Source organism: Bradyrhizobium sp. HKCCYLRH1034 (assembly GCF_051168375.1).
Classification (GTDB): domain Bacteria; phylum Pseudomonadota; class Alphaproteobacteria; order Rhizobiales; family Xanthobacteraceae; genus Bradyrhizobium.
On sequence record NZ_JBNPUW010000001.1, the window covers coordinates 807,504 to 823,349 of the forward strand.

The following is a 15,846-nucleotide window of genomic DNA, read 5'->3' on the forward strand; positions in this document are numbered from 1 at the left end:
GGCGCCTTTTGTTTTGGGGGCTAGAACAATCCGCGGAAGGGATCCCAGCCACGACGGCTGTGATGGCGCTTCCGAGAAGCCGGTTTCGACGGCGAAGCCCGACCCACGCGGGGACTGTTCTGTGCGCGCTGGTCCCGCCTGGCTGCATTCCGCGCTGTGTCGGAAGCTGCGGTCGGCGCGCGCGCCTCTGCGGCGGAGCTTCCGGGCTCTTGCTGTTCAGTTGCCGACTGGGACGCGGTCCGCCGGCTGCGGGCCGTTGCAACGGGCTTTGCGGCCGGAGGCCCTGCTTCCGCGTCGGCCCGTCGGGAGCTGTCGTCAGCAGAAGGACTCTCCGCTGCGGCCGAGGGGTCGGCCTTCGTCTCGTCGGCGCCGGCGCGACCGCCGTCGTTGTGCTCGGCTTTGGTGCTCGGGCTCTTCCGGGCGTTTTCGGTGCCGGCCTGCGCGGTCTCGCGTGGCGGCGCGTCTTCGGGTCTGGCGGCCGGCATCAGGGGCGCGACCTTCGGCAGCGGATCCAACACGTCCCATTGGCAGATGCGGTAGTTGTTCCGCCGTTCGATCAGGTCGAGATGGATGTGGTCCTCGTGGTACCAGTCGGAATCGGGGCCAAGCACCGTGGAGAAATGGGTGCAGACCGCGTGCAGCACCGCCTCGCGCACATCGCGCGGCTGGGTGCGGTCGGTGAGATCGACCATGCGGCCGTCGGCCAGCTTGAAGCCGTGGACGTCCAGCGCATTGGCACGGCCGTGCTCCGACAGCTGCGCGCCGTTGACATTGTTGCGGCCGCGGCACTGATATGAATCGAAATTGTCGAGCGCGGCGACCGCGCTGCCGAGCCGTTCGGCCAGCGGCGCCACATCGTTGCGCACCCAGTTGACGACCGCGGTCGCCATCGGACAACGCATGGTCGCCGCGGGCGTCAGCGCCACCTTGCGCTTGTCAGGCAGCACCACCGCCTCCAGCCGCACCAGGTCCTCGCCGCCGCAGCCGCCAGGCCCCTTGATCGGCGGAATCGATGGCGCGATCGCGACCTCTTCGGTCAGGGCCAGCCGGCAGGCCGAAGGCGGCGGCGGGGCTTGGGCATCCGCCTTTGGACCGGCGCTGGCCGCGTCGCGCGGAGCGGCATCCTCACCCTTGGCCGCCTCCCGCGCCGGCGCGTCGGCTGGCCGCGGCTGCGGAAGCGGCACCTTGGCAACGCCGTCGGCCAGCTTCGCTGCGGGCTCAGAGGCCGCGGGCGGGCTGCGGTGCGCCGATTTCGCGGCAGCCGCCGGCGCCGCCATGAGCCAGCTCAATGCGATCGCCACGGCCACAGCGCTAACCATCACGCCCGGCGCGACGTCGTGGCCATCACAAGCCCATTTGCGTCGGGTGCGGCGCGCGCTAAAATTGACCAAAGAGACCAAAAGACCCTCGCTGCAAGCGAATACCGGAGGAACGACCTGATGCTTGGTTTGATGCAAGACTGGCCCCTGCTTTGTCACCGGATCATCGAGCATGCGGCGACAATCCACGGCTCCCAGGAGGTCGTGACCCGCTCGGTCGAAGGCCCCATCGTTCGCACCACCTATCGGCAAATCCACGACCGCGCTCTCAAGGTCTCGCAGAAGCTGACGCGCGACGGCATCAAGCTGGGCGACCGCGTCGCCACCATCGCCTGGAATACCGGCCGTCATCTCGAGGTCTGGTACGGCATCATGGGAATCGGCGCGATCTGTCACACGGTCAATCCGCGCCTGTTTCCCGAGCAGATCGGCTGGATCATCAACCATGCCCAGGACCGCATCGTCATCACCGATCTGACGTTCGTGCCGATCCTCGAGAAGCTCGCCGACAAGCTGCCGAGCGTCGAGCGCTACATCGTGCTGACCGACGCCGCGCACATGCCGCAGACGACGCTCAAGAATGCCGTCGCCTACGAATCGTGGATCGGCGAGGCCGACGGCGATTTCGCCTGGGGGACCTTCGACGAGAACACCGCAGCCGCGATGTGCTACACGTCCGGCACCACTGGTGATCCGAAAGGTGTGCTGTATTCGCATCGGTCCAACGTGCTGCATGCGTTGATGGCCAATAGCCGGGATTCACTCGGTACGTCCGCAGCAGACACAATGCTTCCGGTGGTTCCGCTGTTCCATGCCAACAGCTGGGGCATTGCCTTCTCCGCTCCCTCGATGGGCACCAAGCTGGTGATGCCCGGCCCCAAGCTCGACGGCGCGTCGGTCTACGAGCTGCTCGACACCGAGAAGGTGACCTACACCGCCGGCGTGCCGACGGTGTGGCTGATGCTGCTGCAGCACATGCAGGCGCATAACCTCAAACTGCCGCATCTGAAGATGGTCGTGTGCGGCGGCTCGGCGATGCCGCGCTCGATGATCCAGGCCTTCCTCGACATGGGCATCGGCGTGCGCCATGCCTGGGGCATGACCGAGATGAGCCCGATCGGCACGCTCGCCACCCTGAAGCCGCCGTTCCTCGCCGCCGACGGCGACGCCAAGCTCGATGTGCTGCAGACCCAGGGCTTCCCGCCGTTCGGGGTCGAGATGAAGATCACCGACGATGCCGGCACCGAGTTGCCGTGGGACGGCAAGACCTTCGGCCGGCTCAAGGTGTCCGGTCCTGCGGTGTCGAAGGCCTACTACAAGGTCGACAGCAACATCCTCGACGATGAAGGCTTCTTCGACACCGGCGACGTCGCCACCGTCGATGAACATGGCTACATGCGCATCACCGACCGCTCCAAGGACGTCATCAAGTCCGGCGGCGAATGGATCTCCTCGATCGACCTCGAGAATCTCGCGGTCGGCCATCCCGCCGTCGCCGAGGCTGCCGTGATCGGCGTCTATCATCCGAAATGGGACGAGCGCCCGCTGCTGATCGTGCAGTTGAAGCCCGGCCAGACCGCGACGCGCGAGGACATCCTGAAATACATGGAAGGCAAGATCGCCAAATGGTGGATGCCCGATGACGTCGCCTTCGTCGACGGCATCCCGCACACGGCAACGGGCAAGATCCTGAAGACTGCGCTGCGCGACCAGTTCAAGAGCTATCGCTTCCCCAACGCCGCCGCCTAGCAACAACTCCCGCTCCGCGCGAGACTCACGGCCCCTGCGCCCCCGCGGGGGCCGTTTGCGTTCCGCGCAAAAAGTTCCATCGCCCTCGCCTCGACCAAAGGCGAATAGGAAGCCCATGGGCGCGTTCCTAAGGTCCGGCACCATAAAAAACGAGGGAACGCCACCATGCGAAAATCAACCCGCCTGCTGCCCTGGCTGCTGGGAGCATCACTGGCCGCCACAGCCGCGCACGCCGCTGGCAACAAGGTCGTGATCGGCGACATCGACGACATGTCCGGGCTCTATGCCGACGTGATCGGGCCGGGCGGGGTCGAGGCTGCAAAGATGGCGATCGAGGATTTCGGCGGCAGCGTGCTCGGCAACAAGATCGAGTTCATGGAGAGCGATCATCAGAACAAGCCGGACGTCGGCGCCCAGAAGTTGCGCGAGTGGGCCGATCGCGATGGGGTCACCATGATCCTCGGCGGCTCCAACACGGGCGTCAGCCTCGCGATGGCCAACGCCGCCAAGGAGAAGAAAATACCGTTCATCGCGATCGGTGCCGCCGGCGCCTCGCTGACCGGCAAGGACTGCACGCCCTACACCGTCCACTACGCCTACGATACGACCTCGCTCGCCAACGGCACCGCCAAGACCATGGTCAGCCAGGGCGGCAAGAGCTGGTTCTTCCTGACCGCCGACTACGCCTTCGGCACCCAGTTGCAGGAAGCCGCGTCCAAGGTGGTCGAGGCCAATGGCGGCAAGGTGGTCGGAGCGGTCCGCGTGCCGCTCTCCACGTCGGACTTCTCCAGCTATCTGCTGCAGGCGCAGGGCTCGGGCGCGCAGGTTCTGGGCCTCGCCAATGCCGGCAACGACTTCACGAACTCGATCAAGGCCGCGGATGAATTCGGCATCGCCAAGACGATGAAGCCGGCGGCGCTGCTCGCCTTCATCAGCGACATCCACAGTCTCGGCCTGAAGACCGCGCAGGGTCTCTATCTCACCACCGGCTGGTATTGGGACCTCAACGACAAGACGCGCGCCTTCGCGAAGCGCTACTACGAAAAGACCAAGCGCGAGCCGACCATGAACCAGGCCGCCTACTACTCGGCGACGATCACCTATCTCAATGCCGTGAAGGCGGCCGGCACCACCGAGTCCGACAAGGTCATGGACCAGCTGCGCAATATGAAGATCGACGACATGTTCACGTCGAACGGCAAGATCCGCGCCGACGGCCTGATGGAGCATGAGATGTACATCATGCAGGTCAAGAAGCCGGAGGAGTCGAAGTACCCCTGGGACTACTACAAGCTGATCCAGACGATGTCCGGTGAGGAGGCGTTCGGCAAGCTTTCGGAGTCCGCCTGCCCGCTGGTGCATTCGCACTGAGCATCCGGCGCAAGCCTGACCAAGACAGCCGCGGCCCCTCCCCTTTGGCGGGGCCGTGGCGTTGCGTGCCGCCGTGGCGTTGACGTGGCGCAAGGCGGGCATGCCGGACCGCATCTAGAAGGTGGGCATGAGTTCAAGAGCGCGCCTCCCAGCGTCCACGACATGGCGCGACATACCGTCGACGGTGCTGACGCTCGGGCTGGTATCGCTCCTGATGGATATCTCCTCGGAGCTGATCCATGCGCTGCTGCCGGTCTTCCTCGCGACCGTGGTCGGCGCCTCCACGGTGACCATCGGCCTGATCGAAGGCGTGTCCGAGGCGACCGCCGCAATCACCAAGGTATTCTCCGGCGCACTGTCCGACCGCATTGGCAAGCGCAAGCTGCTGGTCGCAATCGGCTATGGGCTGGCGGCATTGACCAAGCCGGTGTTTCCGCTCGCCAGCACATCATGGCAGATCCTCGCGGCGCGCTTCGTCGACCGCATCGGCAAGGGCATCCGCGAGGCGCCGCGCGACGCGCTGATCGCCGACGTCACGCCGGAAGGCATCCGCGGCGCGAGCTACGGCCTGCGCCAGGCGCTCGACACGATCGGCGCCTTTGCCGGTCCCCTCCTCGCCGTGGCGCTGATGGCGCTCTACGCCGACGACTTCCGGGCGGTGTTCTGGTGGTCGGCGCTGCCGGCCACGCTTGCCGTGCTGCTGATCCTGTTCGGCCTGCGCGAGCCGGCGCAGACCGCGCCTGCGGCGCGCCGGGACTGGCCGGTCCATGCGCGCGAGCTGCGCCGGCTGCCATCGGCCTATTGGATCGTGGTCGCCACCGGCGCGGTGTTCGCGTTGGCCCGCTTCAGCGAGGCGTTCCTGGTGCTGAAGGCGCAGGCCGACGGCCTCGCTCTCGCCCTGATCCCATTGGTCTACGTGCTGATGAACCTGATCTATGCCGGCGTCGCCATGCCCGCCGGCATCCTCTCCGACCGCATCGGCCGCAACAACGTGCTGACCTGCGGCCTCGTGGTGCTGACAGCCGCCGACCTGACGCTGGCCTTCGTGCCCGGCCTGATCGGCACCGCGATCGGCGTCGCGCTGTGGGGCCTCTACCTCGGGCTGTCGCAGGGGCTGCTGTCGGCAATGGTCGCCGATACCGCCCCGCCGGATCTGCGCGGCACCGCGTTCGGCCTGTTCAACCTTGTGACCGGCGCTGCGCTGCTGGTCGCGAGCCTGCTGGCGGGATCGCTGTGGCACGCCTATGGGTCGCAGGCGACGTTCACGACCGGCGCAGCCTTCTCAATCGCAACCGTCCTGTTGATGCTGACGGCGTTGCGCAGCCGCCCAGACCGAGCCGCCTGACGCGGTCTCCGCATCAACCGCCTTCTCCGGGCCAAACGCCTCTTGAATTTACGCCATCCGCGTGGTCTCACACGGGGTGATCCGGCCGCCCGGCAACGCAGGCAGCGGCCCAACCCCGGCAGTTCCTGACACGATGGCACGCAGGTTTCACGCCCCCTATCTGTCGGAGCCGATCTCCAGCCTCGCGACCTGGACCCGCAATCTGGCGGTGTTCTCGGTCGTCGCCGTGCTGGTCTCGATCCTGATCCTGCGCTTCGATTTTCTGGAGATGAAGCCGGCGCTGGCGACGTTCTTCGGCGCGCTGGGGCTCGCCGTGCTGTCGATCCTGCTCGGGCTTGCCGCCTTCGTCGCGATCTGGCGCAACGGCAGCCGCGGCATGAGCCGGATCCTGCTCGCCTTCATGATCGATGCGGTGGTGCTGGCCTATCCGGCCTACCTCGCGCTCCAGTACCGCAAGCTGCCGAAGATCTACGACATCACCACCGACCCGATCGATCCGCCGCGCTTCGAGGCTTTGGCGCCGCTCCGCAACGGCGACGGCACCAACACGGCCGTCTATGCCGGGCTGTATTCAGCCGAGCAGCAGCAGAAATTCTATCCGGACATCGAGCCGGTGCAGATCGAGCTGCCGCCCGATCGCGCCTACGCGATCGCCCTGAAGCTGGTCAACCGGCGCAAATGGTTCGTGGTCGACGAACGCGCGCCACAGCCGCCGCGCCGCGTCGGCCGCATCGAGGCGGTCGCACGTACGCCGATCATGGGCTTCCGCGAGGACATCTCGATCCGCATCCAGCCCGACGGCGAGGATTCCCGCGTCGACGTCCGCTCCGCCTCGCGCTATTTCGAGTCAGATATCGGCAGCAATGCCGCGCGCGTGACCAAGCTGATCGAGGACCTGTCCAACGCCGGCGAGGCCGAGGCGCAGAAGCCGGTGAAGAAGGTCACGCCGCCGCCGGTGGCGGCGAAGGGCAATGCGAAGACGGTGAAGAAGTGAGCGGGGCGAATGGCGAATAGGGAACGAAGTCTTCCCGGCTCGCACTCTTCCCCTACTCGCTATTCGCTACACCAGCCGATACGTCCCGCCGATCACCGGATCACCTTCCGTCGCGACCACGCCGCGGGCGACGAGGTCTTCCAGATGGGCCAGCACGGAATAGCCGGCCGCGGTGGTGAGCCGTGGATCGATGCCGATATAGATCGCGCGCACCATGGTCGGGATGTCGGCCTCGCCCTTGGCGAGGCGATGCAGGATCGAGGCCTCTCGGGCCTGGCGGTGGCGCATCAGGAAGCGCGTGTAGCGCGGTCCCTCCGGAATTTCCGGACCGTGACCTGAGAAATACAGCTCCTCGGGCCGCGCGGCGAGCCGCTCCAGCGAAGCCATGTAGTCGACCATCGAACCATCGGGCGGCGCCACGATCGACGTCGCCCAGCCCATAACGTGATCGCCGACGAAGGTGGTGCTGCGCTCGGCCCAGGCGAAGGCGAGATGGTTGGCCGTATGGCCCGGCGTCGCCACGGCCTCGACCCGCCAGCCCCGCCCTTCGATCACATCGCCGTCAGCAACGGTGACATCCGGCGCAAAGTCGCGGTCGACGCCGGATTCCGGACTGTGCTTCTCACTCTCGTAGCGCGGCCGCGAGGCGCGATGCGGGCCCTCGGCATAGACGGTGGCACCGGTCGCGGCCTTCAGCCGGCCGGTGTTCGGCGAGTGATCGCGATGCGTGTGCGTCACCAGGATGTGCGTGACGGTCTCGCCTCTGATGGCATCGAGCAGCGCCTGCGCATGGGCCTCGTTGTCCGGACCCGGATCGATGATCGCGACGTTGCCGGTGCCCACGATGTAGCTGACCGTGCCGGTGAAGGTGAACGGACTCGGATTGTTGCAGAGGACGCGGCGAATGCCCGGGCGGACCTGCTCGACGACGCCCGCCCGAAGCGGGAAGTTGCGGTTGAACGGGACGTCGTCATTCTCGGCCATGGCGTGCCTTCCCTGTGCAAGGGGTAGATCGCCTGCCCCACTTTCCGCCGTCATACCCCGCGAAAGCGGGGTATCCAGTACTCCGTCACTTCTCGGCTGAACACTGTCGTCTCGGCGTACTGGATCGTCCGCCTTTGCGGACGATGACAGTTCAGGACTCAAGGCCCCTCCCCTGAGAACGACCAGGCGAATTAGAAAAACGCCTGAATGCCGGTGATGGCGCGGCCGAGGATCAGCGCGTGGACGTCGTGCGTGCCCTCGTAGGTATTGACCGTCTCGAGGTTGGCGGCATGGCGCATCACCTGATACTCGATCGAGATGCCGTTGCCGCCGTGCATGTCGCGCGCGACGCGGGCGATGTCGAGCGCCTTGCCGCAATTGTTGCGCTTGACGATCGAGATCATCTCCGGGGCCATCTTGCCCTCGTCCATCAGGCGGCCGACGCGAAGCGAGGCCTGCAGGCCGAGCGCGATCTCGGTCTCCATGTCGGCGAGCTTCTTCTGGACCAGCTGCGTGGCAGCCAGCGGCTTGCCGAACTGCTTGCGGTCGAGCGTGTACTGGCGGGCGCGATGCATGCAATCCTCGGCGGCGCCGAGCACACCCCAGGAGATGCCGTAGCGGGCGCGGTTGAGGCAGCCGAACGGCCCCTTGAGGCCGGACACGTTGGGCAGCAGCGCGCTCTCCGGCACCACCACGCCGTCCATCACGACCTCGCCGGTGATCGAGGCGCGCAAGGAGAGCTTGCCGCCGATCTTCGGCGCCGACAGGCCCTTCATGCCCTTCTCGAGGATGAAGCCACGGATCTGGTTGTCATGCGCGGCCGACTTGGCCCACACCACGAACACGTCGGCGATCGGCGCGTTCGAGATCCACATCTTGCTGCCGGTCAGGCGATAGCCGTCGGCCACCTTCTCGGCGCGGGTCTTCATGCCGGCCGGATCGGAGCCGGCATCCGGCTCGGTCAGGCCGAAGCAGCCGACCCACTCGCCGCTGGCGAGCTTCGGCAGATATTTCTTGCGCTGGCTCTCGTCGCCATAGGCATAGATCGGATACATCACCAGCGAGGACTGCACCGAGTTCATCGAGCGGTAGCCGGAATCGACGCGCTCGATCTCGCGTGCCACGAGGCCATAGGCGACGTAGCTCGCATTGGCGCAGCCATATTCCTCCGGCAGGGTGATGCCGATCAGGCCGAGCTCGCCCATCTCGTTGAAGATCTCGCGGTCGGTCTTCTCCTCGAGATAGGCCTTGGTCACGCGCGGCAGCAGCTTGTCCTGGGCGTAGGCGCGCGCGGTGTCACGCACCATGCGCTCGTCCTCGGTCAGCTGATCGTCCAGCAGGAAGGGATCGTCCCACTGGAAGCTCGACTGGGCCGGCTTGTCCTTTGCCTGAGGGCGCGCGCTCATGAATGGTCCTTTCGCGTCTCGCTGCGCACGGGTCGCAGCAGTTGAGAGGTTAAATCCTGGAAGTTCAGCCTTCAAGCCGCTCGTTGGCGACGATCTCGATGCCGAAACCCGACAGGCCCTTGTAGTCATGGACCGACGACGTCAGGTTCCGGATCGAGGTCACGCCGAGATCACGCAGGATCTGCGCACCGACGCCGACCTCGCGCCACTGCCGGTGGCGATCGGCCTCCGCGGTATGCGGCTCTTCGACCGGCTCGACGGGAACGCCGGCCGCGCCGTCGCGCAGATAGATCAGCACGCCGCGACCGGCCCGCTTGAAGTGCTGCAGCACCGCCTGGATACGCTGCGGACCTGCGATCAGATCCTTCACGATGTTGGGCTTGTGCAGCCGCGTCAGCACGTTCTTGCCGTCGCCGATGCCGTTATAGACGAACGCGGCGTGGGTGATCGGATCGAACGGCGAGCGGTAGGCGAAGCCCTGCAGCGGCCCGATCGGGCTGTCGGTCGTGAAGGTCGACACCCGTTCGATCAGCTTCTCGCGCGCCTGCCGGTACGAGATCAGATCGGCGATGGTGACATGCTTGAGATTGTGGGCCGCGGCGAAACGAACGACCTGCTCGCCTTTCATGACCGTGCCGTCGTCGTTCATCAACTCGGAGATGACGCCGACCGGCGGGAGCCCGGCGAGCTTGCAGAGATCGACCGCCGCCTCGGTGTGGCCGGAGCGCAGCAGCACGCCGCCGTCACGCGCGATCAACGGGAAGATATGGCCGGGGCGCGCGAAATCAGCGGCACCGGCATTCGGGTTGGCGAGCGCACGACAGCAGGAGGCGCGCTCTTCGGCCGAGATTCCGGTGCCACCGTCCGGCTTGTAGTCGATCGAAACGGTGAAGGCCGTGGTGTGGTTGGAATCATTGTGCGCGACCATCGGGTCGAGCCGCAGCCGCCGCGCGTCGTCGGCGGTGATCGGCGCGCAGACGATGCCGGAGGTATGGCGAATGATGAACGCCATCTTGTCGGGCGTGCAGAGCGAGGCGGCGACGATGAGATCGCCCTCGCCTTCGCGGTCGTCGTCATCGGTCACGACGACCATCTCGCCCTTGGTGAAGGCGTACAGAACTTCCTGGATCGAGTCGGCCATTGCAAGTCTCGCTGCTTTTCCGGGCTGCTTTAGCCGGGATCGCAGGCGCGCGCCAGAGCGGCGGAACCGCCGCTCGAAGGTCGCCTTCCCCCGGGAAAAGGACCGGCCCTGCCAGGACAAGCGCCCTGGTATCTGTTTAAAGTCGCCTCAAATCGAGAACAAGGGAGCCGCGCCTCATGGCCGCATTCGATTTTGCCCCCCTCCTCAGCCCCGGCCTGCCCGCACCCGCCGCGCGCTGGACGGGACTCGCAAAATACAGCTTCGTCGGCGGCAACAACGACGCCGATGCCGTGCCCGTGGAGGGCTTGCGCGCGGCCGCCGACGCCGTGCTCGCCCGCGAGGGACGCGCGCTCGCCACCTACGGCCTCGCGCACGGGCCTCAAGGCTACCGGCCGCTGCGGGACTTTCTTGCCGCCAAGCTGACGCGGGACGCGGGCATGTCGGCACGCGCCGACGACATCATGATCCTGTCCGGCTCGCTGCAGGGCCTCGACCTCGTCAACCAGGCGCTGCTCACGCGCGGCGACACCGTGCTGGTCGAACAGGACAATTACCAGGGCACGCTGACGCGGCTGGCACGACTGGGCGTCAAGGTCATCGGCATCCCGCTCGACCAGGACGGCATGCGAACGGATGCGCTGGCGACGGTGCTGGCCGATCTAAGGGATCGCGGCATCCGGCCGAAATACATCTATACCATTCCGACGGTGCAGAACCCGACCGGCACCATCATGCCGGAAAGCCGGCGGGCCGAGCTGCTGTGGCTGTCGCGCGCTTATGGCGTACCGGTGTTCGAGGACGACTGCTACGCCGACCTAATCTGGGACGGCAAACGGCCCCGCGCGATCCACGGCATGTCCGACCATGGCGGTGTGATCCACCTCGGATCGTTCTCGAAGTCGGTCGCGCCGGCGTTGCGGGTCGGCTTCCTGGTCGCCCCCTGGGAGATCATGTCGGTGCTGCTGTCCCTCAAGACCGATGCCGGCTCGGGTGCGCTGGAGCAGATGGTGCTCGCGGAATATTGCAGGCCGCATTTCGCGACCCACGTGCCGCAGTTGGTGCGGGGACTGCGCGCCAAGCTGGACACCCTGATCGAGGCGCTCAACGCCGAGTTCGGCACCGCGGCCGAGTTCGCGCCGCCCAGGGGCGGGATCTTCCTCTGGGTCAAGCTACCGGACCAGGTTGACGCGATGAAGCTGTCACAGGCAGCGCTCAAACGCGGCGTCTCGATCAATCCGGGACCGGAATGGTCCACCGACGCCGCGCATGCGCGTAGCCGCCTGCGGCTGTGCTTCGCCAGCCCCTCGCATCAGGAGATCCGCGAGGGCATCGCAATCCTCGCCGACGTCTGCCGGGAGGAGTTCGGCGTCCCATTGCGCTCATCCAATGTGGAGCGGACGCGCGCGATCGAGTGATCGCGCGCTGCTCACCGCACCGAAAAGGGCGACTGGTAGGGCCGCCCGAACGGCACGCCATTGATCACCGTCTGCACCGGCTTGAGCTGCAGCTTGCCCTCGCGCTTGTTGCCGCGGGTATCGACGAAGCTGACGGGCCCCTCGACCAGGTCCATGATTGCGACGTCGGCCGGCGCGCCAACCTGCAAGCTGCCGATCTTCGGCGCACGGTTGATGATCTTGGCCGGCGCGGAGGTGGCCATGCTCACCACCTGCTCCAACGAAAATCCCATAGCGATGAATTTCGCCATCACGTTGGGCAGGAACGGCATGCCCGGGCTGTTGCCGGAGAATACATGGATGTCGGAGGAGATGGTGTCCGGGCCGCAGCCGCCGGGGATCGCGACCTCGGCCACGGTGAAATCGAAGCTGCCGCCGCCATGGCCGACATCGAACAGCACGCCGCGCTGCTTGGCGGCGAGCGCCGCGGGCAGCAGCTTGCCGTCCTGGACGATGTTGGTGAAGGCGCCGCCCATATTCGGCGCGCCGGAATAGGCATGGGTCAGGATGTCGCCGGGGCGCAGCAGGTCCAGGATCTGCGACATCAACTCGCCGGTCTCGACCCCACCGATATGCACCATCATCCGCGCAGGCCAGCCGCACAGCTCGCAGGCCTTGATGCCGCGCTTCAGCGGCTCGAGCCCATGCTTGAAGATCACGTTCTCCGACATCCGCACCTTGACCCCGAGCAGGAAGTCCGGGTTCTCCGCCAGCGCCATGGCGCAGGCGTCTACCTGCGCATTGTCGATGTTGTAGAGCTCGGCCACCGGAAACGCCGACAGGCCGTTGTTGGCGATGTGGACGAAGGCGTAGATGCGGGCCCGCGACTGGGCGGCGATGAAGCGGCGCAACGCAGCAAGATTGTTGACGCCGGCGTCGCCGGCCGAGACGACCGTCGTGGTGCCCTGGAATTGCACCAGTTCGTCGGGCGGGATCCCAATCGCCGAGCCATAGGGATAGACATGACTGTGGAGGTCGATGAGGCCCGGCGTCACCAACCGGCCGTTGGCGTCGATCGACCGCAGCGCCCGCTCGGCCGGTATCTCGGGCTCGACCGCTTCGACGACGCCCCAGCGGATCCCGATGTCGCGCTTGGCTCGGAGCGACTGGCTTGGATCGATCACGTCGCCGCCCTTGATCACCAGATCGAACTTGTCGGCCGGCCCCACCGCGGCGCCGGCAGGACCCGATAGCGCGGCCATGGCGGCCGCTCCGGACGACAGCAGGAATTTGCGGCGCGACAGCGCAGACATGGTCAGCCTCCCCACGCTTGTTTGTAGTTGCGGGGAGGATGCGCCTTGTCCCCCTCGCCAGCAAGGCCGGCCCGGAAAGAATGAGACTTTGTGCCAACGATCTCGGCGCGGGTCTGTCATTGCGCCATTGACGCAGTGCATTAAGATGTCACGGCAGTCATCCCCGCGAGACCGCATGATTTCGATCTCCCGCCCTCTCATCGCAATCGTCCTCTGCGCATCATCAGCGTCTGCCGCCCGGGCCGACGACACCGTCGAGGTTGCTCGGACCTGGGGCCTGATCGGAACCTGGGCCGCCGACTGCAGCGCACCCGCGGTCAAGGGCCGCGGCGCCATCATCTCCTACGAAGTCACTGACGATGGTCACCTGATCTATCGTCGTGACCACGATCCGTCCGACGTCAACCAGGTGGCGAGCGCACGCGTCGAGGCGGACCAGACGCTGGTGCTCTCGATCGTGCTGCCCAAAGCGCGCCAGACGCGAGAGAACGGGATCACCCGGACCGCCGACGGCAACATCCGCTCCGCGTTCAATCGCGGCGAGGACGACAGCTACACCATTCGTGACGGCCGCTTCGTCGCCAACGGCAAGCCGACGCCAGCGCTCAGGAAGTGCGACTGACGCGGCAGGCTCGAGGGGACGCCACGGTTCGCCCGCGAGCGTGAAGACCAAATCTGAACGTGTATTCAGCAACTTCGTGGAAGTTCCTGCGGAACGTTCTTTCACACTTCAAGTTGATCCCGCACTTTCATTCTGGAGGACAACATGAAGAAAATCGCTCTCGCGCTCGCTTCCCTTGCGGTCGTCGCGCTCGCGGCACCGTCGATCGCCAACGCCGAGACGGTGGTCATCAAGCGTGGCGGCCATCACTACCACCACGGCTGGGATCGGTCCCACGCCGAATACCGCATGCATCGTGAGTACCGGCCTCACCGCTATGTCCGGCCGTTCCACCGCCATCACGATCGCACCGTGATCATCCGGCGCGACTGATCTGCAACTTCGACACAGCAATGGCCCCGAGAGGGGCCATTTTCTGTGGCGTTCGTTCTGACGTCCGTTCTCGCAGGGCTCCGCGTGGTGGTCAGCGGTCCCATTCCGGCGCAAAGGCCGGATTGACGAAGCGCTTGTCCTTCGGGAGGGACGCGATGGTGGCACGATCCTCATCATCGAGTTGAAGCTTCATCGCATCCCAGTTCGCACGCTGACTTTCCGGACGCGCGGCCTTGGGGATCGCCGCCACCCCATCCTGGTCCAACAGCCATTTCAGTGCGACCTGGGCGGCGCTCGCGCCATGCCTCCTGCCGATGGCCCCCAGCGTCTCGTCGGCGGCGGCGCGTCCCTGCGCCAGCGGGCAATACGCCACCAGGGGAATCGACCGGCTCGCCATGTAGGCCATCAGCTTCGACTGGTCGAGCATCACATGATACTCGACCTGATTGCAGGCAACAGGTGCCTCGACGTCCTCCACCGCCTGTTTCAGCAGCGCGACGGTGAAGTTGGCGACGCCGATCGCGCGCGTACGCCCCTCCTCCTTCAGCTTCAACAGCGTCTCCAGCGCGGCCGGCAGGTTCATCCCCTTGGCCGGCCAGTGGATGAGATAGAGATCGACGAACTCCAGTCTGAGCTTCCTCAGACTCGTGTCGAATGCGCGACGGATCGCGTCCGGCGCGAGGTTCTCCGGCCAGACCTTGGTGGTGACGTGCAATTCGGCGCGCGGCAGATTTGTTGCCGCAAGTGCAGCACCGATCGCATCCTCGTTGGCATACATCTCGGCGGTGTCGATGTGGCGGTAGCCGAGCGCAAGCGCGCTCTCGACGGCCTCGCGGCAGACAGTGCCCTGCATGCGAAAGGTGCCGAGCCCGAGCTTGGGCAGACGGATACCCTGGGTGTCGATGGCGTTCATGAAATCTCCTGGAATCGCGCGAGCCATTCGCCAGCAAACGCCGGCGGCAGCCTCGAAACATCAAGACCTTGGCGGGAAGCGTTCAACTTGCCTTTGCTCCGCTTGCGAGTTCAAGCGAGCCGGCATCCGCCTCAATCAAGATGTCGGGAGCGAGGTTCCTGAACGCAACAGGCGCGCGGGGTAGCCCCGCCGATCAGCGCCAGTTACAGATGCCGCCGCTGCCAGGCCGGCACGGCCAGGTCTGAATGCGCGTATCCATCGCCTGCGCGTCGAGCGGATTGTCGCGCCGATGGACGAGCTTGGTGCGGGCGCCGCCGCGGGGCCGCTCGGCCGTCCTGGTGCCATGAGCGCGCCGGCTGGCGATGGCGCGCGGGATGGCGAAGCGCTCGTCCGGGTCGATCGCGGAACGGACGGCGACCGCAGGTCGATCTGATTTGGCTTCGATAGGCACAGGTTCGAAATGCGCCTCGGGGCCGAGCGGCTCCGGCGACAACACGGCCTTCGACAGATCAAGCTTGAGGAAGTCACCCGGCTGATAGGCCCCCGCCACAGCATCGCTCGCCGTGAGCAACACGGCGCATGTAATCGTGCCGATAACAGCTCTCAACACCATCCCATCCTCCCGTTCCCCGCGTAACGCCACTTACGCGCCCCCGCCGCGAGATCTCTGCACGCCGGCTGATGGCGAACTCGCAGCGCTGCCCGGCTGCAAGAGCCAGCTAAGAGCGCCTGACATCACGCCGCACGTCATGTTCGATGATCGACCGTTATCAGTTCGGAGAAAGCGCCCACCGACCGCCGGTCGTTCGACGTATCATAGCCAAAGTTCCGCGCTCGTCTCTGATGTAGGTCACGGCGCCGTCATTTCCAGGCCCAAAACTGCGAGTCACAGTTACCGCTGTGCACGCAAATGGGCGCTGCGA

The 15,846-nt window shown here is 66.0% G+C and carries 14 protein-coding genes; 7 read left to right on the top strand and 7 right to left on the bottom strand.

Annotated elements, in window-relative coordinates; all coding sequences use genetic code 11:
* Positions 1-20: 20 nt before the first annotated feature.
* Positions 21-1,493, bottom strand: a complete 1,473-nt coding sequence (locus tag ACQR0W_RS03605; protein ID WP_434888666.1) for an extensin family protein — start codon at positions 1,491-1,493, stop codon at positions 21-23.
* Here ACQR0W_RS03605 and ACQR0W_RS03610 point away from each other — a divergent pair.
* The 4 genes from ACQR0W_RS03610 (at position 1,440) to ACQR0W_RS03625 (ending at position 6,778) form a co-directional block, all read left to right on the top strand.
* Positions 1,440-3,068 carry a fatty-acid--CoA ligase gene (locus ACQR0W_RS03610; RefSeq protein WP_315715522.1) on the top strand — a complete coding sequence of 543 codons (1,629 nt, stop codon included), beginning with the start codon at positions 1,440-1,442 and terminating at the stop codon, positions 3,066-3,068. The two genes, ACQR0W_RS03605 and ACQR0W_RS03610, sit on opposite strands and share 54 nt — an antisense overlap.
* A 165-nt stretch (positions 3,069-3,233) precedes the next feature.
* Positions 3,234-4,439 carry an ABC transporter substrate-binding protein gene (locus ACQR0W_RS03615; RefSeq protein WP_316171896.1) on the top strand — a complete coding sequence of 402 codons (1,206 nt, stop codon included), beginning with the start codon at positions 3,234-3,236 and terminating at the stop codon, positions 4,437-4,439.
* A gap of 127 nt (positions 4,440-4,566) precedes the next feature.
* Positions 4,567-5,784, top strand: a complete 1,218-nt coding sequence (locus ACQR0W_RS03620) for an MFS transporter (RefSeq protein WP_316171895.1) — start codon at positions 4,567-4,569, stop codon at positions 5,782-5,784.
* A 133-nt stretch (positions 5,785-5,917) separates the two neighbouring features.
* Positions 5,918-6,778: a DUF1499 domain-containing protein gene (locus ACQR0W_RS03625; protein ID WP_315715519.1), complete on the top strand. Its 861-nt coding sequence runs from the start codon at positions 5,918-5,920 to the stop codon at positions 6,776-6,778.
* A 66-nt stretch (positions 6,779-6,844) separates the two neighbouring features.
* Here ACQR0W_RS03625 and ACQR0W_RS03630 read toward each other — a convergent pair whose 3' ends face one another.
* From ACQR0W_RS03630 to ribB, 3 genes are all read right to left on the bottom strand, one after another.
* Positions 6,845-7,762 (bottom strand): MBL fold metallo-hydrolase, encoded by a 918-nt coding sequence (locus ACQR0W_RS03630; protein WP_316171894.1) that lies wholly within the window; start codon positions 7,760-7,762, stop codon positions 6,845-6,847.
* Positions 7,763-7,953: 191 nt separating this feature from the next.
* Complete coding sequence (locus ACQR0W_RS03635; protein ID WP_315715517.1) at positions 7,954-9,168, bottom strand: acyl-CoA dehydrogenase; 1,215 nt, start codon at positions 9,166-9,168, stop codon at positions 7,954-7,956.
* Positions 9,169-9,232: 64 nt separating this feature from the next.
* The gene (ribB, locus tag ACQR0W_RS03640; RefSeq protein ID WP_316171893.1) at positions 9,233-10,309 is read right to left on the bottom strand and encodes a 3,4-dihydroxy-2-butanone-4-phosphate synthase; all 1,077 of its coding nucleotides are present in this window, start codon (positions 10,307-10,309) and stop codon (positions 9,233-9,235) included.
* Between the two features lie 176 nt (positions 10,310-10,485).
* Here ribB and ACQR0W_RS03645 point away from each other — a divergent pair, with 176 nt between their 5' ends.
* Positions 10,486-11,724 (top strand): PLP-dependent aminotransferase family protein, encoded by a 1,239-nt coding sequence (locus tag ACQR0W_RS03645; RefSeq protein ID WP_316171892.1) that lies wholly within the window; start codon positions 10,486-10,488, stop codon positions 11,722-11,724.
* Positions 11,725-11,735: 11 nt separating this feature from the next.
* On the opposite strand, the gene ACQR0W_RS03650 is transcribed toward ACQR0W_RS03645, so the two are convergent.
* On the bottom strand, positions 11,736-13,016 hold the full coding sequence (locus ACQR0W_RS03650; RefSeq protein WP_315828073.1) for an amidohydrolase/deacetylase family metallohydrolase: 1,281 nt from the start codon (positions 13,014-13,016) through the stop codon (positions 11,736-11,738).
* A 175-nt stretch (positions 13,017-13,191) separates the two neighbouring features.
* On the opposite strand from ACQR0W_RS03650, the gene ACQR0W_RS03655 reads away from it, so the two are divergent.
* Both ACQR0W_RS03655 and ACQR0W_RS03660 read left to right on the top strand, forming a co-directional pair.
* Positions 13,192-13,638 carry a hypothetical protein gene (locus ACQR0W_RS03655; protein ID WP_315752075.1) on the top strand — a complete coding sequence of 149 codons (447 nt, stop codon included), beginning with the start codon at positions 13,192-13,194 and terminating at the stop codon, positions 13,636-13,638.
* A 144-nt stretch (positions 13,639-13,782) separates the two neighbouring features.
* Positions 13,783-14,010, top strand: a complete 228-nt coding sequence (locus ACQR0W_RS03660; RefSeq protein WP_315715512.1) for a hypothetical protein — start codon at positions 13,783-13,785, stop codon at positions 14,008-14,010.
* Between the two features lie 91 nt (positions 14,011-14,101).
* On the opposite strand, the gene ACQR0W_RS03665 is transcribed toward ACQR0W_RS03660, so the two are convergent.
* Together ACQR0W_RS03665 and ACQR0W_RS03670 are read right to left on the bottom strand one after the other, a co-directional pair.
* Positions 14,102-14,923, bottom strand: coding sequence for an aldo/keto reductase (locus ACQR0W_RS03665; protein WP_315715511.1), 822 nt, complete (start codon positions 14,921-14,923; stop codon positions 14,102-14,104).
* Positions 14,924-15,116: 193 nt separating this feature from the next.
* Positions 15,117-15,536: a hypothetical protein gene (locus ACQR0W_RS03670; RefSeq protein ID WP_316171891.1), complete on the bottom strand. Its 420-nt coding sequence runs from the start codon at positions 15,534-15,536 to the stop codon at positions 15,117-15,119.
* Positions 15,537-15,846: the final 310 nt, after the last annotated feature.